Consider the following 26,621-nt stretch of genomic DNA (forward strand, 5'->3'; position numbering starts at 1 on the left):
CTCCGAAGGTGTCAGACACCCTACGGGAGTCAGACACCGGCCGGGCATCCTTCTTCAGTTGTCAGACACCGGTCGGGCATCCTTCAGTAGTCAGACACCGGCCGGGCCCCCGCGCCGCTGCTGCTTTCCGGGTTTAATCGGCCAGCGGATCCTGGAACTGCTCGCATTTGATCTGCACCAGCTTGCGGTCCTGCAGTCGGACGGCGGTCAGTGCGCCGCCCCACACGCAGCCCGTGTCCAGGCAGATGACGTCGGGCCGCAACAGCAGGCCCAGCGTGGACCAGTGTCCAAATACCACCGTCACGTCGCGCGTGGCCCGGTCGGGCACGTCGAACCACGGCACCAGGCCTTCCGGCCAGGCGCCGGGCGCCACTTTGGTGGCGAATTCCATTTCGCCCGACGGCGTGCACAGCCGGATGCGCGTCAGCGCGTTGATGATGACCCGCAGCCGCTTGCCGCCCGTGTAGCGTTCCTTCCAGCGCGTGGGTTCGTTTCCATACATGCGCTGCAAAGCCTTGCGCCAGTCGGGCCCGCGCAAGGCGTCCTGCACTTCGCCCGCCAGCGCCAGCGTCTTGGCCACATCCCACTTGGCCAACACTCCCGCATGCACCAGCAGGTGGCCATGTTCAAAGTGCGCCAGGGGCCGGTGGCGCAGCCAGTCGATCAGGTCGCCGGCGTCTTCGGCGTGCAGGATCTCGTTGATGGTGTCCGACTTGGACGGTTTGCGCACCTCGGCGGCGGCGGCCAGCAAGTGCAGGTCATGGTTGCCCAGCACCGAGACCGCGCGTTCGCCAAGATCGATAATGCGCCGCAAGCTCGCCAGGGACTCCGGGCCCCGGTTGATCAGGTCGCCGGCGAACCAGAACCGGGCGTCCGGATCGCCGGTGAGTTCGGGGTGGCTGAGCAGTTGTTCCAGCGGCGCGCAGCAACCCTGCACGTCGCCTATCATCCAGATGCTACCTTTCATGCCGGGCTGCGTCTCCAGGGCCAGCGCGCTCGCGCAAAGCGTGTCGTAGCGTGGCGGTATTCCATCAGGGTCAGGGCGCCCAGCGCCACCAGCACCGCACCCATGTTGGGGCCCAGTGCCGTCAACCAGGGCGGCCAGCGGCTCAGCATGCCGACATTGAGCGCCAGCTGGTTCAGCATGAAAAAGCCTACGCCCAGCAGTATGCCGATAAATACCTTTGCGCCGACGCCGCCGCGCCGCGTCTGCATGAACCCGATGGGCGCCGCGATGGTGATCATCACCAGCAGGGTGAACGGATAAGACACCTTGCGCCACAGGGCAACCACTTGCCGCCCCGCGTCAAGCTGGTTGTGATGCAGGTAATCGATGTAGTCGAGCAGCGTGTTCAGCGACATGCGTTCCGGCGTCAGCACCCGGGCCAGCAGCCGTTCGGGGCTGAGCGTGGTGTCCAGTTCGCGCTCGGGGACTTTCGATACATATGCCGGCGCCGTCGGTGGCGGCTTGCCATCGGCCAGCGCGTCGGGGGCGCCTTCGGTGATGTTCGTCTCGGCCACATCCCGCAGCACCAGCTTGTCCCCGGCGAAGGCGCCGGTGGCGGCGGTAGAAAGCGTGGTCAGCTGCTGCCCCGGCTTGAATTCGTACAGTGTCACGCCCTCGACGTTGCCGTCGGCCAGCAGCTTGGCGATATTGATGATGCGGGTGCCGCCGTTGCGCGTGGGTTCCTTGAACCAGTAGCCGCTGTCCATGCGGGTGCCGCTGGCCTTGCCGCGGAACATCAGGCTGGCCTCGCCGCTCTTGATTTCGGCGGCCGGCGTGACGAATTCCGACAACAGGGTGGCGCCGACCACCAGCGGCAGGGTGATCAGCCACAGCATGCGCAGCAGCCGCATGCCGCTGACACCCGACACGCGCAGGATCACGAGCTCGTTGCGTTGCGCCAGGCCGGCCAGCGCCAGGACGGCGCCGATGAGCAGCCCGATGGGCAGCAGGTCGTACAGGCGGGTGGGCAGGGCCAGGGCCTGCATGTACAGCAGGGCCACCATGCTGAACTTGTCGCCCACGTTGTCCAGGTCGTCGACCAGCGCAAAAAAGGTGAACAGGCCCAGCAGGGCCAGTAAGACCACTGCACAAGAACGATAGATCTCGCGAGCCAGGTAGCGGCGTGCTGTGCGCATGAAATGGAATGGGTACGTCGGCGCGTAAACGTGACAGCTTACCAAAATCGGGCCCCGTTCCGGGCCCCTGCTGCTGTGTCAGGGAATGTCAACCAGGCGCATGCGGCGGGTCAGTGTATTGGTGCGCGACTTCAAATAACTGGTATTGCGGTTTTTGTCGTAATAGCGCGGGTTGGGCAGCATGGCCGCCAGCCGGGCGGCCTGCGAGGTTCCCAGGTTGGCGGCGCTGGTCTTGTAGTAGTGCCGCGCGGCGGCCTCGGCCCCGAATACGCCCACGCCCCATTCGGCCACATTCAGATACAGCTCCAGGATGCGCCGCTTGGGCATGACGTGCTCGATCATGTATGTCAGCACCAGTTCCTGCCCTTTGCGCAGGTAGCTGCGCGAGCCCGACAGAAACAGGTTCTTGGCAAGCTGCTGGGTGATGGTGGACCCGCCGCGCATCTTGGTACGCCCCCGTTCCTGCTGGCGCTGGTTGTATTCCCAGGCCTTGCGGATGGCGTCCCATTCCACGCCGTCGTGCTCGGTGAAATTGGCGTCTTCCGAAGCCACTACGGCGCGCTTGAGCGTGTTGCTGATGCGGTCGTAAGGCACCCAGGTGTACCGCAGTTCGGCATCGGGGTCGGTTTCGCGCAGGCGCGAAAGCTCCTGGCGCATGATGGCGCTGCTGCCGGGGTCTCGGTAGGCGTACCAGACCACCAGGCAGAACATCCACAGCTGGTACATGATAAGCAGGCAGAGCAGGGCCATGATGCCTGCCCCGATCACCCGCCCCCAACGTATCCGGCTCAGTGTCGAGCGGCGCGCGGACATGCGTGCTCAGCCCTGGGCCAGCAGCGCGGCGCGCAGGGTCGTCAGTACGGGCGATGGGTCGGGCCGCACCCCGTGCCAGATCAGGAAGCTTTCGGCCGCCTGGCCCACCAACATGCCCAGGCCGTCGGCCGTGCGGGCGGCGCCGTCGGCGGTGGCCTGGCGCATGAAGGGGGTGGGGTGGGGCGCGTACATCATGTCGTACGCCAGTGCGTCCGGCGCGTAGAGCTGCTTCGGCAGCTCGGGCGCGGCGCCCTGCAGGCTGCTGGCCGTGGCATTGACCACCACATTCCAGCCGCCCGGCGTGCGGGCTTCAGACAGGGCGCCCGCGGTCACGTGCGTGCCCGGCCGCGCGCCCGCGGCCGCCCAGCTGGCGGCCAGGTCGTGGGCGCGCTGGGCATTGCGATTCACGATCTGGATGCGCGCGCAGCCCGCGTCGGCCAGGGGCTGCAGCACGCCGCGGGCCGCGCCGCCGGCGCCCACCAGCAGCACCCGCGCGCCCTCCAGCACGACGCCCAGCCGCAGCAGGTCGCTCACCAGGCCGACACCGTCGGTATTGCAGCCATGCCATTGCCCGTCGCGCAGCCACAGCGTGTTGACCGCGCCGGCCAGGCGCGCCCGTTCGCTCAGGTGCTCGCCAGCCAGGTCGCGGGCCGCTTCCTTGAAGGGCACCGTCACGTTCAACCCCAGCCCGCCTTGCTCGCGAAACGCCTGCACCGTGGCTGCGAAGCCATCCAGCGGCGCCAGCAGCCGCTCATATTGCAGCGGCTTGCCGGTCTGCGCCGAGAACAGCGCGTGGATCTGCGGCGAGCGGCTGTGCTCGACGGGGTTGCCGATGACGGCGTAGCGGGGCAGGCTGAGGTCCTGGGTCATGGGATATGGGTTTCCAGCGTGTCGTTGACGAAGTGCCAGGTGCGGGTAATGACCAGCATATCGGCTTCTCGTGCGATTTCGGGCGGAAAGGGAAGGAAGGGTGCGGCCATCTGCACGATGCGGCGAGCCGCCTGGTTCAGCACGGCATGCTCCGACGGCCGGTCGACCTCGACGCTGGCCACGCTGCCGTCGGCGCGCACCGACACGGTGATCTGCAACGTGCCGTAGATGCGGCCGCGCGCGTCTTCGGGGTAGTGCTGCGTGCCCACGGCCTCGATGCGGGCGCGCCAGGCATCCAGGTAGGCGGCATAGTGCGACGCCTGCGCCGACGGCGCCACGAAGGCCTTGCGAGGTTGCGCGTTATACGCCTGCACCCGGGCGGCCAGCGCCGCGATCCGCGCATTTTGCACCAGGCCCGGCTGGTCATCCACATCTTCGCCCGGCGCCGTGGCGTCGGGCCACGGATAGACCGGCTGGCGTTCCATGCCGGCCTTGTTGCTGGCCTGCAGCTGGCTCAGCAGCAGCATCTGCTCGGCCTCGAGCTGCGCCTGGCGCTTGCGCATGGCCTGCAGCACGATGGTTTCCGCCGACTCGCCCGTACGGGGCAAGGGCGATGCGGCCACGCCCTGGCGGGCGTCCCCGCCCCCATCGACCGCGTTCTGGGCGATCACCTGCGGCTGCACCGGTGTGGATTCCGTGCGGGCATTGACCAGCACGATCTCCAGCGGCGCCTGGCTGGGCCTGGCTGGCGACGGCGCACCGAACCGCCACGCCAGCGCACCGGCGTGCAACAGCAGCGAAATCGCAATCCCGATCCGCAGGTAGTGCTGGGCCGGCGCGCTCAGCCAATGCAAAAACCGGCCCGGCGTCGAGAGGTTATCGACAGAAAATTGCACCAGGGCATTTTAGACGCCTTGCTCGACAATGCGCGCCTTGCGCGCGTTGTTCCGGCGCTATGCCCCGACAACCCCCACAAATCGGCATTCCACCTCCAGCGCGAGTTCATCCACGCCCAGAATGTCGATTTCGACCGCCACGCCTCGTTCCAGCTCGGGCATTCCGCCCACCCTGGTCACGAGCGGCGCATTCGCAAAGCGCACGAGATCGTCCCGCAGCACATGCGCCACCGTGCGGGAAACGCCCTGCTGCTGCAGCCAGCGCAGGCACCAGTAGCGTTCCATATTGTTCTGGAACTCGCCCCACGCCGCATATTGGGAATCGAACGCGCCGATGATGGCGAACAGATCCGCGTCGCGAGGCTTGAAGGGCGCCACCAGGCGGGCCGACACGCCGTGATCGACCGCGGCGATCAGCTGCCATTGGTTCACCAGGTCTACATACCGGCGCAGCGGCGACGTATGCCAGGCATACTGCGGCACGCCGATAGCCTCGTGCGGCAGCGCCTGCGTGCTCATGCGCACCCGCCCAGCCTGCTGCGAACGGTAAATGCCCGGCACCCCATGCTGCTGCAGCAGGCCGCCCCACAGGTTGTTGGCCAGGATCATGTATTCGGCCACCATGCGGTCCAGCGGCGCATTGCGCTGGCGCGGCACCAGCCGCACCGGCGTGTCCGGGTCGTTGGGGTCGCCGTCCAGGTAGAAGCTGTACTCCACGCGCGTATTGTTCTCGGGCTTGCCGCGCACCAGGTCGCGCTGCGCCGACAACGCGCTGGCCAACCGCCACAGCGGCCGCAGCCAATGGCAATATGGAAACTGCGCGTCAGGGTCATTCAGCGCCTGCTCGGTAACCTGCGCGTCCAGCATGTTGTGGCGCAGATTCTCGCGCACTATCACGCGTTCCAGCCGCGTTTCCGACTCGGCGATCTCGCCGGTGGCCGGATCGGCCGTCACGTACAGCGACACCGCCGGCACCTCGCGCCCGGCATCCAGCGAGAAGGCCTCGATCACGTTGTCGGGCTGCATCGGAATCTTCTCGCCCGGCATGTACATGGTCGACAGGCGGGCGCGCGCCACCTTGTCCAGCTCGCCGCCGCGCGTCACCGCCAGCCCGGGCGCCGCCACGTGGATGCCCACCCGCACTTTGCCGTCCGGCAGCGTGACCACCGACAAGGCGTCGTCGATCTCGGTGGTGGTGATGTCGTCTACGGAATAGATTTCCAGGTCCGCGGCCAGCGGCAGGTCGCGTTCGATCGGTGGCACCGGCAGCTCGGGGAACCCTGTGCCGCGCGGAAAATATGCCGACAGGAACCGGCGCTTGTGCAGCGCCAGTGCATGGGGCCAGGCGCCCAGGTCCAGCAGCAGGCGCTCGGGGCTTTTCTGCAGGCGCGCGCAGGCGGCGTCCAGCGCCTTCCAGGGCATGCTGTTCTTGTCCGGGCGGATCAACAAAGATTCGGCGGCCTGGGCGATCTCGGTCGGCAGGCGTCCGGAGGCCATTTCTTCGACCCAATGCTCCTGCTGCTCGGCCTGTTTGCGTTTTTTCTCCAGCGCCGCCAGCGCGGCCTCCAGGATGTCCGGCGGGGCGGGGCGGTAGCGCCCGGTGCCGCGCCGGTGGAAATAGGCCGGCGCACTGTGCAGGCGCATCACGAGCGCCGCACGCTCAACCGGGCTGGGCGCCTGTCCGTAATAATCGGCCGCGAGCGCGGCGGCGTCGAATTCTTCCTGGGGCGCGCATTCCCACAGGAACTGCAGGTCCAGTTCCTCGGCGGCCGCGGCGGCCTCGGCCAGCAACGCGGCGGGCGCCGGCTCGGCGAAAGTGAACAGCGTATTGGCCCGCTTGATCTTGCTGCGCTTGCCCGACTCCGATTCCACCTGCAGGCTGGCGTCGGCTTCCGACAGGATATTGCCGGCCTTGAAGCTGCCGTCTTCTTCGTAAAACACGTACATATTCAGTCCATCGAGGGCACGGCGTCCGGGCTGGCCTGCGCAGCGCGGTTACCGGCCTGTATATATTGCGGGATGCAGAACGGGATCAAGCGTCCGGAGCTTCGAAGGCAAAGTCCAGCACTTCGGGCAGCCAGCGTTCGAAGTCCGACAACCCGTGGTCGCTGCCCTGCACAATGCGTTGACGGCAGCCGGCGTAGCGGGCTTGCATTTCGCGCCAGTCGAGCACTTCGTCGCCCGTGGCGGCCACCAGGAAATAACGGTCGGGCTGCGTGATCGCAGCCACGCGGGCCGTTGCAAGCTCGTCGACATATTCGGCGCGGAACTCGAACGGCGTGTCGGAATGATACATGTGATGCTGGCCCACCTGCGTGGCCAGATCGCGCGCGGCCTCGACGGCCGGGTTCAGCAGCACGGCCTTGCACTGCAGCCGCTCGGCCAGCCAGGTAGCGTAATAGCCCCCCAGCGACGAGCCCACGATGGTCAGGCGGCGAGGGTGGTCGGCGCCCTGAAGCAGGTCGCGCGCCAGTTGCAGCGACAGGTCCAGCGCCTGGCGCGGGCTGGCGGGCAATTGCGGGCATTGCCAGTCGCGCGGGCCGGCCAGCCCGCGCCGGGCCAGTTCCTGGGCCATCAGCCGGGCCTTGAACGACACGGGAGACGAGCGGAATCCGTGCAGATACAGAATCATGCGGGCTCCCGGCGGGCCAGGGCCTGGAGCAGCTTGTCGTGCACACCGCCAAAGCCGCCATTGCTCATGACCAGCACATGGTCGCCCGGCCGGGCGGCTTGCGTCACGGCCTCTACCAGCAGGCCCAGGTCGTTGTAGTCGCTGGCGCGATCGCCCAGCGGGGCCAGCACTTCGGCGGGGTTCCAGCCCAGGGCATGCTTGCCGCTGCGCTCGCCAAAGCAGAAGACCCGGTCCGCCAGTTGCAGCGCCTGCGGCAGGCGCGCCGCCACGGCGCCCAGCTTCATGGTGTTCGAGCGCGGTTCCAGCACGGCCAGGATGCGCGCCTGCCCGACTTGGCGGCGCAGCCCTTCGAGCGTGGTCGCGATGGCGGTCGGATGGTGCGCGAAATCGTCATATACCTTTACGCCGCCGGCGGTGCCGCGCAGTTCCATGCGACGCTTGACGCCCCCGAACCGGCTCAATGCCGCCACGCCGTCGGCGGGCGCCACGCCCGCATGCTGCGCGGCCGCCAGCGCGGCCAGGGCGTTCATGCGGTTGTGCTCGCCGCCCAGCGCCCAGCGCACCGTGCCGGCGGACTGCTCGTCGAACAGCACTTCAAAAGCGCCATCCGCGTCGGCAGGGCCGGCCTGCCAGGCGCCGCCCGGCCCGAAACTCACGGTCTCAGACCAGCAGCCGCGTGCGATGACGCGGTCCAGCGCATCACTGCTGGCGGGCCGCACGATGCGTCCGCGAGACGGAACGGTGCGCACCAGATGATGGAACTGGGTCTCGATGGCGGCAAGATCGGGGAAGATGTCGGCGTGGTCGTATTCCAGATTGTTCAGGATCGCCGTGCGCGGACGGTAATGCACGAACTTCGACCGCTTGTCGAAAAAGGCGGTGTCGTACTCGTCCGCCTCGATGACAAACGGCCGTATCGTGGGGTCGTACCGGGCGGATACCTTCAGGTCGTGCGCCACGCCGCCGATCAGGAAGTTGGGGCGCAGCCCTGCCGCCTCGAGTATCCAGGCCAGCATCGAACTGGTGGTGGTCTTGCCGTGCGTGCCCGCCACGGCCAGCACATGCGCGCCCGGCAGCACATTGTCGCCCAGCCACTGGGGCCCGGATACATAGCGCGCGCCCGAATCGAGGATGGCTTCCATCAGCGGGTTGCCGCGCGTCACGACGTTGCCCACCACATACAGGTCAGGGCGCAGCGCCATCTGGCCTGCCTCGTAGCCTTCAATGAGTTCGATGCCCTGTTCGGCAAGCTGGGTGCTCATGGGAGGGTAGACCGCCGCGTCGCAGCCCGTGACCCGATGGCCCGCGGCCCGTGCGATCAGCGCCAGGCCGCCCATGAAAGTGCCGCAAATACCAAGAATGTGCAGGTGCATTGATAATCTCCTGCGCGCATTGTAGAGGCTGCTTCGTCGGGCGCGGCCGCGTGGGGTTATGATCCGGTCCATGAACCGTCGCTTCTTCCTGTACGCTGGCGCAGCGGCAGCCGTGGCCGTTGCTGGTGGCTATGCCTGGCGCGATCGCCGCGAACCCGAACCTCCGCAACCTGCTTCGGCCCCGCCGGCTCCGGCGCCGGCCGCAGACCCGGCAGCCGTGCTGCGCAACCTGTCCCTGCCCGATCTCGATGGGCGCGAGCGCGCCTTGGCCGACTGGCAGGGCCGCCGCCCCATGGTGGTCAATTTCTGGGCAACCTGGTGCGCGCCCTGCGTAAAAGAAATGCCCGAACTGCAGGCGCTGCACGAAAAATATCCCGACATTCAATTCGTGGGCATCGGCGTCGATCAAGCCGAGAAAATGCGCGAATTCATCCAGAAAGTGCCGGTTACCTACCCCTTGCTGGTGATGGGGGCAGGGGCCATCGATACCCTGCGCAGCATGGGAAACCCGGCCGGCGGCCTGCCTTTTACACTGGTGTTGGCTGCTGATGGCAGCATTAACCGAACAATTCTGGGGCAGATCCAGGCAGACGATCTGGATCGCACGTTGCAGGGCCTGGCAGGCTAAAATCCGGCTCCGCGCCTGGTTGCGCCAGCATGGTTGCAGTATGACTTAGTTGGACAAATGCTGTGAATAGGCGTAAAAAGGCGGTTTATCGATAGTTTTGCCGACACGTTGCGGTTGGCCTTCGGCGCATCCCACATGGCGCAACATATCCTGGTTTTGCACGGCCCCAACCTGAACCTGCTGGGTTCGCGCGAACCCCATCTCTACGGCAGCCTGACGCTGGCGCAGATCAACCAGGGCCTGGAAGCGCTGGCGGCGCAGCTTGGCGTCGGGCTCACCGCCTGGCAAAGCAACCACGAAGGTGCGTTGGTCGAGCGCATCCAGGCGGCGCGCCAGGATGGCACCGACTTCATCGTCATCAACGCGGCAGCCTACACGCACACCAGCGTGGCAGTGCGCGACGCCTTGGCGGCGGTCGCCATTCCTTTTGTTGAAGTACATTTGTCGAACCTGTATAAACGCGAACCGTTCCGGCAGCACTCGTACCTGTCCGACCTGGCCGTGGGCCTGGTCTGCGGGCTGGGCGCCGATGGCTACGAGGCCGCTGTCCGCTATGCGGCGCGGCATTAGCGCGGCGCTCCAGTCTCCGGACTTATACCTTTACATCCTCTATTCGATACGGCGCGGCCTACACGCAGACGCGTCGCCAACATTAATCGGGAAGCAGCTTCTATGGACCTCCGAAAACTCAAGACCTTGATCGACCTGGTGGCGGAATCGGGCATTGCCGAGCTTGAAATCACCGAAGGCGAAGGCAAGGTCCGCATCGTCAAGTTCTCGCAGACCCTGCAGCCTGTGGCGTACCACGTGCCCGAAACGCCCGCCGCCGCGCCCGCGCCGGCCGCCGCCGCAGCGCCTGCTGCCGCGCCCGAAGCGCCCGCCGTGCCCCAGGGTCACGTCGTCAAGGCGCCCATGGTCGGCACCTTCTACCGCGCACCCAATCCTGGCGCCGCGCCCTTCGTCGATGTCGGCCAGTCCGTCAAAGAAGGCGACCCCCTGTGCATCATCGAAGCCATGAAGCTGCTCAATGAAATCGAAGCCGACAAGTCCGGCGTCATCAAAGAGATCCTGGTCGAAAACGGCGAACCCGTCGAATACGGCCAACCGCTATTCGTCATTGGCTGATTGCACCTATGTTTGAAAAGATCCTGATCGCCAATCGCGGCGAGATCGCGCTGCGTATCCAACGCGCCTGCCGCGAACTCGGCATCAAGACGGTGGTCGTGCATTCCGAGGCCGACCGCAATGCCAAGTACGTGCGCCTTGCCGATGAATCCGTGTGCATCGGGCCGGCGCCGTCGCGCGAAAGCTACCTGAACATGCCGGCCATTATTTCGGCCGCCGAAGTCACCGATTCCGAGGCCATCCACCCCGGCTACGGCTTTCTTTCCGAAAACGCCGATTTCGCCGAGCGGGTCGAGAAAAGCGGGTTTGTGTTCATTGGCCCCCGGCCCGACACCATCCGCCTGATGGGCGACAAGGTCAGCGCCAAGCGCGCCATGATCGAGGCCGGCGTGCCGGTGGTGCCCGGTTCGGAAGGCGCGCTGCCCGATGACCCGCAGGAAATCCTGCGGATGGCCCGCGAAACGGGCTACCCGGTCATCATCAAGGCCGCCGGGGGCGGCGGCGGTCGCGGCATGCGCGTGGTCTATACCGAGGCCGCGCTGCTCAATGCCGTCACCATGACGCGTTCCGAGGCCGGTGCGGCGTTCAACAACCCGGAAGTCTACATGGAGAAGTTCCTCGAGAACCCGCGCCATGTGGAAATCCAGGTGCTGGCCGATGGCGGCCGCAATGCCGTGTGGCTGGGCGAGCGCGATTGCTCCATGCAGCGCCGCCACCAGAAGGTCATCGAAGAGGCTCCGGCGCCGGGCATTCCCCGCCGCCTGATCGAGCGCATCGGCGACCGTTGCGCCGATGCCTGCCGCAAGATGGGCTATCGCGGCGCGGGCACCTTCGAGTTCCTGTACGAAAACGGCGAGTTCTATTTCATTGAAATGAACACCCGTATCCAGGTCGAGCACCCCGTCACCGAACTCGTTACCGGCGTAGACCTGGTCCAGCAGCAGATCCGCATCGCCTCGGGCGAAAAGTTCCTGCTGCGCCAGCGCGACATCAGCTTCAAGGGCCATGCAATCGAATGCCGCATCAACGCTGAAGATCCGTTCCGCTTCGTGCCCAGCCCTGGCCGCATCACCAACTGGCATACGCCTGGCGGCCCCGGCGTGCGCATCGATTCGCATGCCTTCAACGGCTATTTCGTGCCGCCCAACTACGACTCGATGATTGCCAAGGTCATTACGTACGGCGATACCCGCGACCAGGCTCTGGCCCGCATGCGTATCGCCCTGTCCGAAATGGTGGTAGAAGGAATTTCCACCAACATTCCGCTGCATCGCGAACTGTTGCAGGACGCCCGCTTCATCGAGGGCGGCACCAGCATCCACTATCTCGAGCACAAGCTGGCCCAGCGCCCTTGATGCTCTGGCGGGCCGCACGGGCGGCCCGCCATACCGGAAGAATCGTATGCGTGAACTTGTGCTTCATTGCCCAGAGGCGCAGGCCGAAGCGCTATCCGATGCGCTGCTCGAGGCTGGCGTCCTGTCGGTATCGGTCGAAGACGCCGATCTCGGCACCGAGGCCGAACGCCCTCTGTTCGGCGAGCCCGGCACCGAGCCCGATGTGCAGGCCTGGGAACACAACCGTGTCGTGGCCCTGTTGCCCGATGGCGTCGATCCGGCCCAGATCTATGAGCAGGCCATGGCCGGCGCCGGCATCGATCCCATCATGGCCGGCGGCTGGGCCGTGCGCGACGTGCCCGACGCCGATTGGGTGCGCCTGACGCAGTCGCAGTTCGGCCCCATCCAGATATCCCCGCGCCTGTGGATCGTGCCCAGCTGGCACCGCGACGACCCGGCCGTGCCCGCGGTCACCGGCCTGGACGACAACGCCATCCACATCGAGCTCGATCCCGGCCTGGCCTTCGGCACGGGCAGCCATCCCACCACCCACCTGTGCCTGGCCTGGCTCGAATCCGAGCTGCCCGCAGGCGCCACCGTGCTGGACTACGGCTGCGGCTCCGGCATCCTGGCCATCGCGGCTCGCAAGCTGGGCGCGGGCGCCACGGCAGCCGTCGACATCGACCCGCAGGCGGTGCAGGCCACGGCCGACAATGCGCGCGTCAACCGCGTCGAACTGCAAGCGCTGTTGCCCGACGCGCTGGCCGATGGCGCCTACCAGGTCGTGGTGGCCAATATCCTGTCCAACCCCCTGAAGGTGCTCGCGCCCATGCTGGCCGGACGCGTCGCGCCGGGTGGGCACCTGGTGCTGTCGGGCGTGCTCGAGCGTCAGGCCGAAGAAGTCGCCACTGCTTACGCGCCGTGGCTCACCCTGTCGGTATGGCAGGCACGGGAAGGCTGGGTCTGCCTGCACGGCCGCAGAACCTGAATGCCGGGTAGAGTAGCGCCATGGCCCTGACGACTCGCTGCCCGCACTGCGGCACCGCTTTCAAAGTCGTGCCCGACCAGTTGCGGGTGCGCAATGGCCTGGTGCGCTGCGGCGCCTGCGACACCGTGTTCGATGGCCGGGCCTGCCTGGTGGCGCAGATTCCCCAGACGCTGTCGGCCGCCGCCGTCGCGGCGTCTGCCGTGCCGCGCCCGCCCGCGCCGCCGCCCGTGCCGGAACCGTCCTTGTCGGAACCGTCCGTGCCGGAACCGTCGGTACCGGTGTCTTTGCCGCAGCGACCGATACCGGAACCGTCGCTACCGGAACCGTCCATACCCGAGCGGGCCATACCCGAGCCGGCCGCGTCGCGAGCCGAACCCCAATTGCGTGCGGCTCCGGCGACGCCTCCCGCAGTGCTGCGCGGCCGCACCGACATCCGCAGGCACGATCCTTATCTGGGCCGCCACAGCATGGATGACGAGGCGCCCGGTTTCGAAGAGCAACCGGAAGACTACGGCGGCGAGCCTGACGATGCCCCTGCGCACATCGCCGCGCCGGCGCCGTCCCCTGTCGCCGGCGGCGCGCCCGTGGGCCACGCTCCTGAAGCCCACGGCGATTACCCGGATCCGGACGTCGTTCCCGCCGTGCGCGGCGAGGCCCGCACCCGCTATTACGGCGTTACCGATGTCGGCCGCAGCCCTCCGGAATTTCTGGATCCCGAGCGCCAGGCGCGCCGCAGCATGGTCCGCAGCCTGTGGGGGTATGGCTGTGTGCTGGGCCTGCTGCTGCTGGCGCTGCAAGTGGTGTATGTGTACCGCACGGCGATCGCGGTTGCCATGCCGCAACTGCGCCCGTTGCTGACCAGCGTGTGCGAACCGCTGGGCTGCGAGATCGGCTACGCGCGCCGCATCGAGCGCATTTTCATCACCGCTTCGTCGCTGCAGCCGCCGCGCGGGCAGGCCGGCGCCCAGGGGCAGGACGACGGCAGCCGCCTGGTATTGCGCGTATCGCTGCGTAACCGCTACGACAGGCCCCAGCATTGGCCGGCGCTGCGGCTGGACCTTACCGATCTTTCCGATACCGTGGTGGTGCGCAAGGTGCTGCTGCCCGACGATTACCTGCCGCCCGGCCAGTCCGCGGCGCCCTTCGAGCCCGGCGCCGAGCGCAATATCGAAGTGCCCATCGAAGTGAAAGGCGCGCAGGTCAACGGCTACCAACTCGACAAGTTCTTTCCCTGAAGGATGACTAGCATGACGGCTCCGGTTCTGGTTTGCGGCTCGATGGCGTTCGACACAATCGCGGTATTCGATGGCCGCTTCAAAGAACATATCCTGCCCGACCGCATCCAGTCGCTCAGCGTGTCGTTCCTGGTGCCGTCCATGCGCAAGGAGTTTGGCGGCTGCGCCGGCAATATCGCCTACAACCTCAAGCTGCTGGGCGGGCAGCCGGTGCCGGTGGCCACGGTGGGCGAAGACGCGGCCGACTACCTGGCCCGCTTCACGGCGATGGGCATCGACACATCGCGCCTGCGCGTCATGCCCGACACCTTCACGGCGCAGTGCTACATCACCACCGATCTCGACGACAACCAGATCGCCGCTTTTCATCCCGGCGCCATGGAGCTTTCGGCGCAGAACGACCTGACGGGCGCCCAGGCATCGTGGGCTATTGTCGCGCCGGATGCCAAGGCCGGCATGTTCGCGCATGCACAGCGGCTGCACGCGGCGGGCATTCCGTTCATTTTCGACCTGGGCCAGGCCATGCCGTTGTTCGACGGCGCCGACCTCGATCGCATGCTGGGCCTGGCGCAGGTTCTTACCGTCAATGACTATGAAGCCGGCGTGGTGGAACAGCGCACCGGGCGCAGCATGGCGCAGATTGCATCGCACTTGCAGGCCGTGGTGGTCACGCGCGGCGCGGCGGGGGCCACGTTGCTTGCGGGCGGAACCGAAACCCAGGTGCCGCCCGTGCGGCCCACCGACATTGTCGACCCCACCGGCTGCGGCGACGCGCATCGCGCCGGGCTGCTGTATGGGCTGACCCAGGGCTGGAACTGGATCGATTGCTGCCGGCTGGCCAACCTGATGGGCGCGATCAAGATCGCGTCGCGAGGCCCGCAGAACCACGCGCCCGCGCGCGCCGACATCGACGCACGGTTGCGCCAAGCGTACGGAATCGGACTGCCGGCCTAGGAACCCTTCGGCCGGACCACGGTCCAAGCCTTTTGCGCCACGCCTGCCGGCGCATCAGCTATAAGCGGGCGTAACGCCGTACACGGTTATGGCCGTATTCGTTGCATGCTGTTTCGGACCGGCGCATTCCTTGCGCGCCAGAGTATTATCAGTTGCATAAAATAGGCCTACCGACCCAAGGAGTCCCCATGAGCCATCACCTGTCTTCTTCCATCATTGCGCCGCGCGCGGGCCGTTGGCTGGCCGTGGCCGCCGTCGTGACCTCGTTGGCCGTATTGGGCGGCTGCGCCAACCGCAGCGCGTCCAGTGGCGTTTATTCGTACGACCAGGCGCAGCGCGAACAAATCGTGCGCATCGGCACCGTCACGGGCGTGCGCCCCATCACCATCCAGGACGACAAATCCAGCGGCGTAGGCATGGTCGCCGGCGGTGCGCTGGGCGGGGTGGCGGGCAACGCCGTGGGCGGCGGCACAGGCCGCGCCCTGGCCACGGTGGGCGGCGCCATTCTGGGCGCGCTGGCCGGCAACGCCGTGGAAAACCGCGCGGGCCGTACCTCGGGCCTGGAAATCACCGTGCGGCTCGACAACGGCGAAACCCGTGTCGTGGCCCAGGAAGCCGACGTGCCCATCAGCGTGGGCCAACGTGTGCAGGTCATCAGCGGCGCCGGCCCCACCCGCGTGGCGCCGTACTAAGCCGCACCGCAGGTGTCAGGCGTGCGCAGGGCGCCTGGCACCTGTGTCCAGCACGGCAGTGCAGGCGTACTGCACGCCGTGCAAGCCTACACTCCCAGCAAGCCGTAGGTCAGGCGCGCCAGCATCATCAACACCACTTGCGCCAGAATCAGCAATATCAGCGGCGAAAAGTCGATGGCCGCGGTGCGCGGCAACAGGCGGCGAATGGGGTCGAGCAATGGCGCCGTCAGCGTTTGCAGCAGGGCCATCAAGGGCGACATGGGGTTCACCCACGACAGCACGGCCTGCAGCAGCGTCAGCCACACAATCAGGTTCAGCGCCCACTTGATCACCATCAATAGCGACGAGCCCAGCGCAGCGGGCACGAGCGCGGCGGGAATCAGCGAACCCACAGCCAGCAGCCACATCAGCGCCAGGTAGGCCAGGGCGGTCAGCCACGCGGCCACCAGGCTGGTCCAGTCGATGGAATTGCCGGCCGGAATCACCTTGCGTATGGGCAGCACCAGCCAGTTGGTTGCCTGGTAGATGCCGCGAGCCAGCGGATTGAAAGGATGCAGGCGTACCGCGTGGATCCATGCGCGCGCGATGAGGGCGGCGCCGAACAGCGTAAAAGTGATCTCGAGCAGGAAACGAAGGATGTCGCCGAGCATAGGGTGCGATCTGCAAAAATGTAATGGCGTTTATTGTCGCATGGCGCCATTGTGTTGCGTCGGCTCGGGCGCGCCGCGGCGCCGCGCACAAACAAAAGCCGCCTGGCCGGGGCCAGGCGGCTAAGGTACCGCCTAACGGTTCCGTCGATATTACGGACGGCCGCCGGTCGGGAACGGCCACGACGCGGCAGGGTTCAGCGCGGTCTTGGCGCCCGGGGCAGCAGCCGTGGAAGGCGGCGTGGCGGGCTTCTTGGGCGCAGCCTTCTTCGCAGGGGCCTTCTTGGCAGGCGCCTTCTTGGCAGGCGCCTTCTTGGCAGCAGCCTTCTTGGCGGGCGCCTTTTTGGCTACGGCCTTCTTGGCAGCGGCCTTTTTGGCAGGCGCCTTCTTGGCTACCGCTTTCTTGGCTACGGCCTTCTTGGCAACGGCTTTTTTAGCTACCGCTTTCTTGGCCGGGGCTTTCTTGACGGCCTTCTTGGCGGCAACTTTCTTGACCGCCTTCTTGGCAACAGTCTTCTTCACTGCTTTCTTGGCAGCGGTTTTCTTGACGGCTTTCTTGGCGGCGGTTTTCTTCACTGCCGGCTTCTTGGCCGCGGTCTTTTTCACGGCGGGTTTCTTGGCCGCTACTTTTTTGACTGCGACTTTCTTGGCAGCGACTTTCTTCACGGCCTTCTTGGCCGGGGCTTTCTTGGCCGCGGTTTTCTTCGCGGCGGGTTTCTTCACCGCCTTCTTGGCGGCTTTCTTGGCTGTTGCCATGGTCATGCTCCTTAGGTTCAGGGGTCCCAGAACTTAAACCCGTGCCACGATCCGTCGAACGACGGGCCGCGCCCGGGCCATTCATCGGCGCATGCCGCTGCCCCATACGGGCGGCAGCTACTGCGGTGTGCGCTAATGAATTCGGCACAGCCATTTGATATGGCCCCCACGCTCTGCGCGAGCCATCTCAAATGGCGCCGGCAGGCGCCCCACATGGGGCGCCTACCGCTTGGTACTGCGTATTCGAATACCCAGGCCGACGGAGCCGGCATCCGTCGCCGCGCCAGCCAGGCGCGCGGCGACGGATGCGTTTTATTCCCAGCTCAGCGTGCCGCCGGTCTGGTATTCGATCACGCGTGTTTCGAAAAAGTTGCGTTCCTTCTTAAGATCGATCATTTCCGCCATCCAGGGGAAGGGGTTTTCTTCCTGTGGGAACAGCGGTTCTATCCCAATTTGCTGGCAACGACGATTGGCGATGAATCGCAGGTACGACTTGAACATGGGAGCGTTCAAGCCCAGCACGCCGCGCGGCATCGTGTCTTCGGCATATGCGTATTCGAGTTCTACCGCCTTCTGGAACAGGCCGCGGATTTCCTCGCGGAACTCCGGCGTCCACAGATGGGGGTTTTCCAGCTTGATAGTGTTGATCAGGTCGATGCCGAAATTGCAATGCATGGATTCATCGCGCAGGATGTACATGTATTGCTCGGCTGCGCCGGTCATCTTGTTCTGGCGGCCCAGCGCCAGGATCTGCGTGAACCCAACGTAGAAGAACAGGCCTTCCATCAGGCATGCGAAAACGATCAGGGACTTCAGCAGTGTCTGGTCGGCTTCGGGCGTGCCCGTATTGAAGTTGGGGTCGGCGATGGCGTCGATGAACGGGATCAGGAATTCGTCTTTCGCGCGGATAGACGGGATTTCGTTATAAGCGTTGAAGATCTCGGCTTCGTCCAGGTCGAGGCTTTCAACGATGTACTGGTATGCGTGCGTGTGGATCGCTTCTTCGAACGCCTGGCGCAGCAGGAACTGGCGGCATTCGGGCGCCGTGATGTGGCGATAGGTGCCCAGCACGATGTTGTTGGCCGCCAGCGAGTCGGCCGTCACGAAGAAGCCCAGGTTGCGCTTGACGATGCGGCGCTCGTCTTCGGTGAGCCCGTTGGGGTTCTTCCAGAGGGCGATGTCGCGGGACATGTTGATTTCCTGCGGCATCCAGTGGTTGGCGCAGGTGGCCAGGTACTTTTCCCAAGCCCATTTGTACTTGAACGGCACCAGCTGGTTGACGTCGGTCTTGCCGTTGATGATGCGCTTGTCGGCAACCTTGACGCGATGCGCGGCGGCATCGCTGGCAGCCAGGCTGCCGGCATGCTGCGGCGCGGCCGGGGTAGGCAGCGCGGCATCGCCGAACACGCCGGTGGCGGCGCGAGTGGGTTGCGCAGCCGCCGGCTGCCCGCCCGCCGCGGGGGCGGGCGCCTGTGCCGGTTGTACTGCGAGCTTGTCGTCTTCCCAATTAAGCATGAATGAATTCTCCGGAGGCGGTGGTGATTACTGGCAGGCTTCGCACTCTTCGAAGCCGGGGTCGCCCGGCCTCATGGTGCAAACCGCCCCGAGAACTTCGGGTTCCGGCAAGGCAGGGGCCGCACCGGCGGCCACCGAAGCGGCGCCCGTGGCGCTGACGGCGTTCAGCTCGCCGCCGCGGCCCGTGGATTTTTCGGCGCTCGTGGCGCCCAGCGTGCGCAGGTAGTAGGTGGTCTTCAGGCCACGCTGCCACGCCAGCTTGTATGTGTCGTCGAGCTTCTTGCCCGATGCGCCCGCCATGTAGATGTTGAGCGACTGGGCCTGATCGATCCACTTTTGCCGGCGCGATGCGCACTCGACCAGCCAGCGCGGTTCGACTTCGAATGCGGTGGCGTAGAGTTCGCGAAGTTCGGAAGGTACGCGATCGATACGGGACAGGCTGCCGTCGAAGTACTTGAGGTCGGCGACCATGACTTCGTCCCAGAGACCGAGTTTCTTCAGGTCACGAACAAGGTATTCGTTTACGACCGTGAACTCGCCGGAGAGATTCGATTTGACGTACAAGTTCTGGAAAGTGGGTTCGATGCACGCAGATACGCCAATGATATTTGAAATTGTCGCAGTTGGGGCAATTGCAATGCAGTTCGAGTTGCGCATGCCATGTTCTTTGATGCGCGCACGCAACGCATCCCAATCGAGCGTGCTCGACTCATCGACATCGACATTGCCGCCGCGTTCTTCGCGCAGCATCGCCAGCGTGTCTTGCGGCAAGATGCCGCGCGACCACAGCGAGCCTTCGTACGAAGGATAGCGGCCGCGTTCCTGCGCCAGTTCGCTCGATGCCCAATATGCTTGGTAGCACACGGCTTCCATCGAGCGATCGGCGAATTCGACAGCGGCTTGCGACGCATACGGCACGCGCATCATCTGCAGGCAGTCCTGGAAGCCCATGATGCCCATGCCCACCGGGCGATGGCGTTCGTTGGAATCTTTGGCCTTCTTGACGGCGTAGTAGTTGATGTCGATCACGTTGTCGAGCATGCGCATCGCAATGCGCACCGTGCGCTTGAGCTTGTCGTGGTCGAGTTCGAACCCGCCGCCGGCAGCCGGCTTCATGTGCGCAACCAGGTTCACGGAACCCAGATTGCAAACAGCAATTTCAGATTCGTTGGTGTTCAGCGTGATCTCGGTGCACAGGTTCGAGCTGTGCACCACGCCGACGTGCTGTTGCGGCGAACGGATGTTGCACGGATCCTTGAACGTGATCCACGGGTGGCCGGTTTCGAACAGCATCGACAGCATCTTGCGCCACAGCGAGACGGCCGGCATTTTCTTGTACAGCGTCAATTCGCCACGGGCGACCTTGGCTTCGTAGCCCAGGTAGGCTTCTTCGAATGCCTTGCCGTATTTGTCGTGCAGGTCGGGGCAGTCGGACGGCGAGAACAGCGTCCATTCGCCGTTTTCCATGACGCGCTTCATGAACAGGTCGGGAATCCAGTTGGCCGTGTTCATGTCGTGCGTGCGGCGGCGTTCGTCGCCGGTGTTCTTGCGCAGTTCGAGGAATTCTTCGATATCCAGGTGCCACGTTTCCAGGTACGTGCACACCGCGCCCTTGCGCTTGCCGCCCTGGTTCACCGCCACCGCGGTGTCGTTGACGACCTTCAGGAACGGCACCACGCCCTGGCTTTCGCCGTTGGTGCCCTTGATGTGGCTGCGCAGCGCGCGCACCGGCGTCCAGTCGTTGCCCAGGCCGCCAGCGTACTTGGCCAGCAGCGCGTTTTCCTTGATGGCGTCGTAGATGCCTTCCAGGTCGTCGGACACCGTGGTCAGGTAGCACGACGACAGCTGCGAGTGCAGCGTGCCCGAGTTGAACAGGGTGGGCGTCGAGCTCATGAAGTCGAACGACGAGAGAATCTCGTAGAACTCGATGGCGCGGGCTTCGCGGTCGGGCTCGCGCAGCGCCAGGCCCATGGCCACGCGCATGAAGAACACCTGCGGCAGTTCGATGCGGGTGCCGCGGATGTGCAGGAAATAGCGGTCGTACAGCGTCTGCAGGCCCAGGTAGCCGAATTGCAGGTCACGCTGCGCGTCCAGTGCGGCGGCTACGCGGGCCAGGTCGAATTCGGCCAGCTTGGCGTCCAGCAGGCCGCCTTCGATGCCGCGCTGGATAAAGGTGGGAAAGTAATCGGCGTAGCGGGTCGCCATGGCGGCCTGCGAAACTTCTTCGCCCAGTACTTCCTTGCGGATCGTGTGCAGCAGCAGGCGGGCCGTGACCTGGCTGTAGGCCGGGTCTTTTTCGACCAGCGCGCGCGCCGACAGAATGGCGGACTTGAACACTTCGTCGACGGGGATGCCGTCGTACAGGTTCTTGACCGTTTCTTTCAGGATGGCTTCGGTGTCGATGAATTCGGTCAGGCCTTCGCCGGCGGCCTCGATCGTGGCGCGCAAGGCGGCCAGGTCGAGCGGGCGCTGCACGCCGTTGTCGACGACGTTCAGGTGGCTTTCCTGCGCGGCGGCGGGCGCGGCCTGTTCGAGCACTTCGGCGGCGGCGGCGCGTTCCTGGGCGCGTTTTTCGCGGTACAGCACGTAGGCGCGCGCCACGTCGTGTTCGCCAGAGCGCATCAGGGCCAGTTCGACCTGGTCCTGGATGTCTTCAATATGGAAGGTGCCGCCGGCGGGGCGGTTGCGGACCAGCGCGTTGACCACTTGAGTGGTCAGGTTGCTGACGAGCTCGCGCACGCGCGCCGACGCGGCGCCCTGGCCGCCGTTGACGGCCAGGAAGGCCTTGGTCATGGCGATGGCGATCTTGCTGGGCTCGAAACCCACCACGGAGCCATTGCGCCGGATGACGTTGTAGCTGGCCCATTGACCCGCGTTGGGATCGGCGGGGGCGTCGGTTTGAGACGGCGGCACGGCGGCGGGCCGGGTCACAGAGGCGATCGAAGTCTGCATGGAAGCTCCTGTGGGACTAGCGTAGATAAGCGGCATGGGCTGGGCCCATGCCGGCGCTGATGTATCGGGAAAAGGGGTCTATATTGCCGGGGAAATGCCCTCGGCTGCGCCAGGCGGAAGTGAATCCGGCTGTTCTGGCGACCACTACATATAGTGTAACACCCCCTCTGGTCATACAAATTCTAGTGATGCGGGCCGCGGGGGACAAGGCGCAGGAGACGTTAGTTCGATGTTTTAATTGTGATCAAATGTAATAGCGGCGTCAGTGTGGCGCGCACGGCGTAGTGCTTGCTATCAGCGTCGGTTTTACGCGGTTCTGCGCAGGGAAACCGGCGGAGAAGCCGGCGGCACGTAGTTCTGCAATGCCCGTCGCAAGCCGTCGCGGTACTTTGCGATGTTAGCCGCCTTTACGTGTCCGAAGCCCCGCACCATATCGGGCATGGCGGCGATGCCGGCGGCCTGCCCGATGTTGGCGGGGCTCAGGTGGGCCAGCAGCACTTGTACCGTGTCGCGGTATTCGTCGATCAGTTCGCGTTCCAGGCGTCGTTCGGCGTTGTAGCCGAACGGGTCCAGCCACGTGCCGCGCAAGCCTTTCATGCGCGCCAGTACCCGCATGGCGGGCATCAGGCCGGGGCCGAAGGCCACTTTGCGCGCCACGCCGGTATGGGGGTCTTTGCGCGCCAGCAAGGGCGGCGCCATGTGAAAGCGCAGCGTATAGCTGCCTTCGAACTGCGCGCGCAGCTGCTGCTGGAACGCGCCATCTGTATATAGGCGCGCGACTTCGTATTCGTCTTTATAGGCCATCAGCTTGAACAGATTGCGCGCGACGGCCATGGCCAGGCGCGGCGTGCGGGCCGTGGGAGCCAGCTCGCGCTCGCGCCGGGCGACCTGCTCGACCAGTTCGCGATACTGGCGCGCATAGCCGGCGTTCTGGTAGGCCGTCAGGTCGCGCACGCGGCGCTGCACCACGCTTTCGAACGATTCGGGCACATGCAGCTGCACCACTTGCGCGGCCGGCCTGAGCGCGCTTTCCAGCGCCTGAGGCTGGTGAGCCGCCAGGCGCCCGGCTTCGAAAGCATCCTGGTTGGCCTTGACGGCCACGCCGTTCAGTTCGATGGCGCGGGCCAGCGCGGCGTGCGACAGCGGCACGCCGCCGCGCTGCCACGCGTAACCCAGCATGAACATGTTCGACAGGATGCTGTCGCCGAACAAAGCCTGCGCGGCGTGATGCGCATCCAGCGCGGCCGTCGCGGATTCCCCGGCCGCGTGGCGGATCTTGGCCAACAGCGCCTCCGGGCGCAGGGCCGCGTCGGGGTCGCGCGTGAATTCGGACACGGGCGCCACGTAGGTGTTGACGGTAACCTGCGTATGGCCGCGCCGCAGCGCGCCCAGCGAATCGGGCGACACGGCGGCCACGGGGTCGCACAGAATGGCCGCATCCGCCTGCTGCCAATCCAGCCGCACCGGGCCATTGGCTGCGTGCTGCGGGGCCAGGCGGATGTGGCTGATGACGGTGCCGCCTTTCTGGGCCAGGCCGGTCAGGTCCAGCACCGACGCGGACAGACCCTGCAGGTGCGCAGCCATCGAGATGATCGCGCCGATCGTAATGACGCCGGTTCCGCCCATGCCCGCCACCAGAATGCGGTACGGCTGCTCGGGAGTATGCACGGACGGCGTGGGCAGGTCGGCCAGGCGGTCGCGCCATGCCGGCGCCTGTGGCTCCGGCGCGGCCTGCTTGCGCAGCGTACCGCCCAGCACCGACACGAAACTGGGGCAGAAGCCTTCTGCACAGGAAAAATCTTTATTGCAACTGGACTGGTCGATGGCGCGCTTGCGGCCGTACGGCGTTTCCAGCGGCACGATAGACAGGCAGTTCGATTGCACCCCGCAGTCTCCGCAACCTTCGCAGACGGCGCTGTTGATCAGCAGCCGGCGCGGCGGATCGGGAAACTGCTGTTTCTTGCGTCGCCGCCGCTTTTCGGCCGCACAGGTCTGGTCGTGAATGAGCACGGTGACGCCGCGCGTGTCCCGCAGTTCGCGCTGTATGCGGTCAAGCTCGCGGCGATGGTGCACATCCACGCCGTCGGGCAATTTCACGCCGCGGTACTTTTCGGGCTCGTCCGTGGTGATCACGATGCGCGCCACGTTTTCGCCCTGCAATTGCTGGCAGATCTGCGGCACCGATATCGGTCCGTCCACCGGCTGGCCGCCTGTCATCGCGACGGCATCGTTGAACAGGATCTTGTAGGTGATATTGGCGCGCGCCGCCACGGCCTGGCGGATCGCCAGGTAGCCCGAGTGGTAATACGTGCCTTCGCCCATGTTCTGGAACACGTGCGGCATTTCTATATAGCGCGACGCGCCCACCCAGTCGACGCCTTCGCCGCCCATCTGTGTCAGGCCGCCGGTGTCGCGGTCCATCCACGCGGCCATATAGTGGCAGCCTACGCCGGCCAAGGCCTGGCTGCCCTGCGGCACTTTGGTCGAACTGTTGTGCGGGCAGCCCGAACAGAAATACGGTCGCCGCCGCATGCCGTCCGCATCGTTGGAAAGCGGGGCGGGGCAGCTGAGCAGGGCGGGATCGGCGGCCGCGCGTATGCCGGCGCTGCGTCCCAGCCACGCCGCCAAAGGCGCGGCCAGCAGGGATGCGCGCAGCTGGCCCGCCGACGGCACCAGCGGCTCGCCATCCAGCCCGGCCTTGCCCACCACGGTGGGGCGCTCGGGCAAGTTGTAGAGCAGGTCTTTGATCTGGCTTTCTACTATCGCGCCTTTTTCTTCGATGACCATGACGTGCGCCAGCCCGCGGGCGAAGTCCAGCACGCGTTCGGCATCCAGCGGCCAGGTCAGGCCCGGTTTGTAGATGCGCACAGGCGTATCGGCGCCATGCGGGTCGATGCCCAGCCGGGCCAGCGCCTCGATGGTGTCGAGATAGGCTTTGCCCACCGCCACCAGCCCCACCCGGGCGCGCGGCGCGGGGCAGGCCAGCCGGTCGATGCTGTGGCGGCGCGCGAAGGCGCGCACGGCGCGCAGCCGCGCCTGCATGCGCAACTCGACCGCCGGCGACAGGAAGTCGCGCGCGGTGTATTCCAGCGCTTCTGGCGGCAGGCCGGGGTCGGCCGGCATGTCGTAATGCACGGCGGGCGCCGGAAGGCAGCTCTGGCCGCTTTCTACCGTTTCCGAAATGGCCTTGAAGGCCACCCATGCGCCGCTGTAACGCGACAGGGCCCAGCCCCACAGCGCGTACGCTTCATATTCGTCAATAGAGGCCGGATGCACGATGGGCATCTGCCAGCCGATCAGAGACGCTTCGCTCGAATGGGGAATCGACGACGACACCGCCGTGTGGTCGTCGCCCACCACGACCAGGACGCCGCCATGCCGCGATGCGCCGGCCGCATGTCCATGATGCAGGGCATCGCCGGCGCGATCCACGCCCGGGCCCTTGCCGTACCATAGTGCGAACACTCCATCCACTTTGCGGTCGCTGCGCACGCCGGCCTGCTGCGTGCCCATCACGGCGGTAGCGGCCAGGTCCTCGTTGATGCCCGGCACAAAGGTGACCTGGTGCGCGTCGAGCACCTTGTGCGCCTTCCACATGGCCATGTCCACGCCGCCCAGCGGCGAGCCCCGGTAGCCGGACACGAACCCCGCCGTATTCAGGCCGCGCTCGCGATCCAGCCGCCGCTGGGTCACCAGCATGCGCACCAGTGCCTGCGTGCCGGTCAGGAAGATGCGGCCGCGGGTGCGTGTCAGGTTGTCCTGCAGCTGGTAGTCCAGGTCCAGGCATGGCTCGTGTGCGGGCGTGCCGTCCATGATGGGCGCTCCTATTCTCAGAGTTCATGATAGGTGCGTGGCACTGCGCAAACATTGCGTTATCGGATCGTGTAATCCCTATAATTTGAAATAAACATTTCGTTCAGGAGGGGGTGGGCATGGACAAGACCGATATAGGCATATTGCGCGCGCTGCAGGCCGACGGCCGGGCCTCGGCGCAACAGCTGTCGGAGCAGGTGGGCCTGTCGGCCGCCCCGGTGTGGCGGCGGGTCAAGGCGCTGGAAGCCGCCGGAGTCATTACCGGATACAGCGCGCAGGTCGACCGCGGCAAGGTCGGGCTGCAGGGCTGCATGTTTGCGCAGATCAGCCTGGAACGGCATTCGGCCAGCACGGTCGAGAATTTCGAGCGTTCCGTGCGCGATGCGCCCGAGATCCTGGAATGCTATGCCGTCACGGGCGATTCCGACTTTCTGCTGAAGATTCTGGTCGAAAGCCCCGAGGCCTACGATCGGTTCCTGCATCGCTTCCTGTTCAATCTGCCGGGCATCCGCCAGACGCGCACGATTGTGGCGCTGCGCGAAATCAAGCACGAAGTGCGCCTGCCGCTGAACGCGGGATGAGCCCGGCGGCGCGGGGACGAGTGTTGCGCACGCACACCATCCCGGCGCCCCGCGATTGCATCGCGGCGGTGCGGTCATTAGAGTCCCACATGCGCGCGCCGACGTGCCGACGGCTGCTTGCCGCGGCCGGCGCGCGCGGTAATGAGGATTTCATGAACACTCAGTTGTGGTTACGCCGGATCGGCGCGGCAGGCGCCGTGCTGGTGCTGGCCGGATGCGTCGCACGCAATGGCGCTTCATCTTCTGCTTCGTCTGCGGCTTCTGCCGCGCCTGCGGCGCCCGCGGCGCCGACCTGCACCCCAGCCGCGCCGGGCCAGAACCTGGCAGGCGTCTGGCAGTCGAACACGCGGCCGCCCGGGGTGTCCGGGCAGTACACCGCGCTTGTGACCCTGTCGGCCGACGGAACCATGTCGTTCACCACCCAACTCAAGGTAGGCAAGCGGGTGCGTCCCGGCTTGCGCGAGACCGGCTGCTGGAAACTGGCCGACGGCGTGCTCACCCTGCACACCACGCGATCCAACGGCGAACTCGTGGATGCGGCGGACCCCATCTATCAGAACCGTTATCGCGTCGTCAAAGCCGACGGCGCGCGCCTGACGCTGCGCGAATTGAGGGAAGGCGGCCAGGTCATCACGGCTCGCCGCATGCCCGCCGGTTACCGCCTGCCCGACTGAC

23 protein-coding genes are annotated in these 26,621 nt (G+C 65.9%); 10 read left to right on the forward strand and 13 right to left on the reverse strand.

The annotated features are described in order from the left end of the window. Positions 1-133: 133 nt before the first annotated feature. From CAL18_RS01300 to mpl, 8 genes are all read right to left on the reverse strand, one after another. Positions 134-967, reverse strand: a complete 834-nt coding sequence (locus tag CAL18_RS01300) for a symmetrical bis(5'-nucleosyl)-tetraphosphatase (RefSeq protein WP_026640670.1) — start codon at positions 965-967, stop codon at positions 134-136. Further along, on the reverse strand, positions 964-2,142 hold the full coding sequence (gene lptG, locus CAL18_RS01305) for an LPS export ABC transporter permease LptG (RefSeq protein WP_026640671.1): 1,179 nt from the start codon (positions 2,140-2,142) through the stop codon (positions 964-966). Before lptG ends, CAL18_RS01300 begins: the two co-directional genes overlap by 4 nt. 78 nt (positions 2,143-2,220) lie before the next feature. Further along, entirely contained in the window at positions 2,221-2,955 is a 735-nt protein-coding gene (gene mtgA, locus CAL18_RS01310; protein WP_038852522.1) for a monofunctional biosynthetic peptidoglycan transglycosylase, read from the reverse strand. A 6-nt stretch (positions 2,956-2,961) separates the two neighbouring features. After that, positions 2,962-3,825 (reverse strand): shikimate dehydrogenase, encoded by an 864-nt coding sequence (gene aroE, locus CAL18_RS01315; protein ID WP_026640673.1) that lies wholly within the window; start codon positions 3,823-3,825, stop codon positions 2,962-2,964. Then, positions 3,822-4,721, reverse strand: a complete 900-nt coding sequence (locus CAL18_RS01320; RefSeq protein ID WP_026640674.1) for an energy transducer TonB — start codon at positions 4,719-4,721, stop codon at positions 3,822-3,824. The genes aroE and CAL18_RS01320 overlap by 4 nt, the downstream gene beginning before the upstream one ends. A gap of 57 nt (positions 4,722-4,778) precedes the next feature. Then, on the reverse strand, positions 4,779-6,668 hold the full coding sequence (locus CAL18_RS01325) for a ribonuclease catalytic domain-containing protein (RefSeq protein ID WP_026640675.1): 1,890 nt from the start codon (positions 6,666-6,668) through the stop codon (positions 4,779-4,781). 85 nt (positions 6,669-6,753) lie between these two features. Then, entirely contained in the window at positions 6,754-7,353 is a 600-nt protein-coding gene (locus CAL18_RS01330) for a YqiA/YcfP family alpha/beta fold hydrolase (RefSeq protein ID WP_026640676.1), read from the reverse strand. Continuing rightward, positions 7,350-8,726, reverse strand: a complete 1,377-nt coding sequence (mpl, locus tag CAL18_RS01335) for a UDP-N-acetylmuramate:L-alanyl-gamma-D-glutamyl-meso-diaminopimelate ligase (RefSeq protein ID WP_026640677.1) — start codon at positions 8,724-8,726, stop codon at positions 7,350-7,352. The genes CAL18_RS01330 and mpl overlap by 4 nt, the downstream gene beginning before the upstream one ends. Before the next feature lie 70 nt (positions 8,727-8,796). On the opposite strand from mpl, the gene CAL18_RS01340 reads away from it, so the two are divergent. The 8 genes from CAL18_RS01340 (at position 8,797) to CAL18_RS01375 (ending at position 15,682) form a co-directional block, all read left to right on the forward strand. After that, a complete protein-coding gene (locus tag CAL18_RS01340) occupies positions 8,797-9,354 on the forward strand; it encodes a TlpA family protein disulfide reductase (RefSeq protein WP_026640678.1) in 558 nt (185 codons plus the stop codon). 135 nt (positions 9,355-9,489) lie between these two features. Next, complete coding sequence (aroQ, locus tag CAL18_RS01345; protein WP_026640679.1) at positions 9,490-9,924, forward strand: type II 3-dehydroquinate dehydratase; 435 nt, start codon at positions 9,490-9,492, stop codon at positions 9,922-9,924. A gap of 102 nt (positions 9,925-10,026) precedes the next feature. Beyond that, positions 10,027-10,479: an acetyl-CoA carboxylase biotin carboxyl carrier protein gene (gene accB, locus CAL18_RS01350; RefSeq protein ID WP_026640680.1), complete on the forward strand. Its 453-nt coding sequence runs from the start codon at positions 10,027-10,029 to the stop codon at positions 10,477-10,479. 8 nt (positions 10,480-10,487) lie between these two features. Then, positions 10,488-11,834: an acetyl-CoA carboxylase biotin carboxylase subunit gene (gene accC, locus CAL18_RS01355; RefSeq protein ID WP_026640681.1), complete on the forward strand. Its 1,347-nt coding sequence runs from the start codon at positions 10,488-10,490 to the stop codon at positions 11,832-11,834. 46 nt (positions 11,835-11,880) lie between these two features. Then, positions 11,881-12,801, forward strand: a complete 921-nt coding sequence (gene prmA, locus CAL18_RS01360) for a 50S ribosomal protein L11 methyltransferase (protein ID WP_026640682.1) — start codon at positions 11,881-11,883, stop codon at positions 12,799-12,801. A 20-nt stretch (positions 12,802-12,821) separates the two neighbouring features. Continuing rightward, on the forward strand, positions 12,822-14,036 hold the full coding sequence (locus CAL18_RS01365; RefSeq protein WP_094817192.1) for a DUF3426 domain-containing protein: 1,215 nt from the start codon (positions 12,822-12,824) through the stop codon (positions 14,034-14,036). A gap of 12 nt (positions 14,037-14,048) precedes the next feature. Continuing rightward, positions 14,049-14,990 (forward strand): carbohydrate kinase family protein, encoded by a 942-nt coding sequence (locus CAL18_RS01370; RefSeq protein ID WP_026640684.1) that lies wholly within the window; start codon positions 14,049-14,051, stop codon positions 14,988-14,990. 188 nt (positions 14,991-15,178) lie between these two features. Further along, the gene (locus CAL18_RS01375; protein WP_026640685.1) at positions 15,179-15,682 is read left to right on the forward strand and encodes a glycine zipper 2TM domain-containing protein; all 504 of its coding nucleotides are present in this window, start codon (positions 15,179-15,181) and stop codon (positions 15,680-15,682) included. 86 nt (positions 15,683-15,768) lie between these two features. Here the strand turns inward: CAL18_RS01375 and CAL18_RS01380 are convergent, their stop codons facing one another. The 5 genes from CAL18_RS01380 to CAL18_RS01400 all read right to left on the reverse strand — a co-directional run bounded on the left by CAL18_RS01380 (position 15,769) and on the right by CAL18_RS01400 (position 25,365). After that, positions 15,769-16,332 (reverse strand): YggT family protein, encoded by a 564-nt coding sequence (locus CAL18_RS01380; protein WP_026640686.1) that lies wholly within the window; start codon positions 16,330-16,332, stop codon positions 15,769-15,771. A gap of 150 nt (positions 16,333-16,482) precedes the next feature. After that, positions 16,483-17,085, reverse strand: coding sequence for a histone H1-like DNA-binding protein (locus CAL18_RS01385; protein ID WP_094817193.1), 603 nt, complete (start codon positions 17,083-17,085; stop codon positions 16,483-16,485). 312 nt (positions 17,086-17,397) lie between these two features. Further along, positions 17,398-18,600 carry a ribonucleotide-diphosphate reductase subunit beta gene (locus CAL18_RS01390; RefSeq protein WP_094817194.1) on the reverse strand — a complete coding sequence of 401 codons (1,203 nt, stop codon included), beginning with the start codon at positions 18,598-18,600 and terminating at the stop codon, positions 17,398-17,400. A gap of 27 nt (positions 18,601-18,627) precedes the next feature. After that, positions 18,628-21,552, reverse strand: coding sequence for a ribonucleoside-diphosphate reductase subunit alpha (locus tag CAL18_RS01395; RefSeq protein ID WP_094817195.1), 2,925 nt, complete (start codon positions 21,550-21,552; stop codon positions 18,628-18,630). Between the two features lie 306 nt (positions 21,553-21,858). Next, positions 21,859-25,365 (reverse strand): indolepyruvate ferredoxin oxidoreductase family protein, encoded by a 3,507-nt coding sequence (locus tag CAL18_RS01400; protein ID WP_094817196.1) that lies wholly within the window; start codon positions 25,363-25,365, stop codon positions 21,859-21,861. A gap of 119 nt (positions 25,366-25,484) precedes the next feature. Here CAL18_RS01400 and CAL18_RS01405 point away from each other — a divergent pair, with 119 nt between their 5' ends. Together CAL18_RS01405 and CAL18_RS01410 are read left to right on the forward strand one after the other, a co-directional pair. Beyond that, complete coding sequence (locus CAL18_RS01405; RefSeq protein WP_026640691.1) at positions 25,485-25,946, forward strand: Lrp/AsnC family transcriptional regulator; 462 nt, start codon at positions 25,485-25,487, stop codon at positions 25,944-25,946. Between the two features lie 152 nt (positions 25,947-26,098). After that, positions 26,099-26,620 carry a hypothetical protein gene (locus CAL18_RS01410; protein ID WP_026640692.1) on the forward strand — a complete coding sequence of 174 codons (522 nt, stop codon included), beginning with the start codon at positions 26,099-26,101 and terminating at the stop codon, positions 26,618-26,620. Position 26,621 lies beyond the last annotated feature (1 nt).

The sequence above is a fragment of the Bordetella genomosp. 7 genome (genome assembly GCF_002261415.1).
In the GTDB taxonomy this organism is placed as follows: Bacteria; Pseudomonadota; Gammaproteobacteria; order Burkholderiales; family Burkholderiaceae_B; genus Bordetella_A.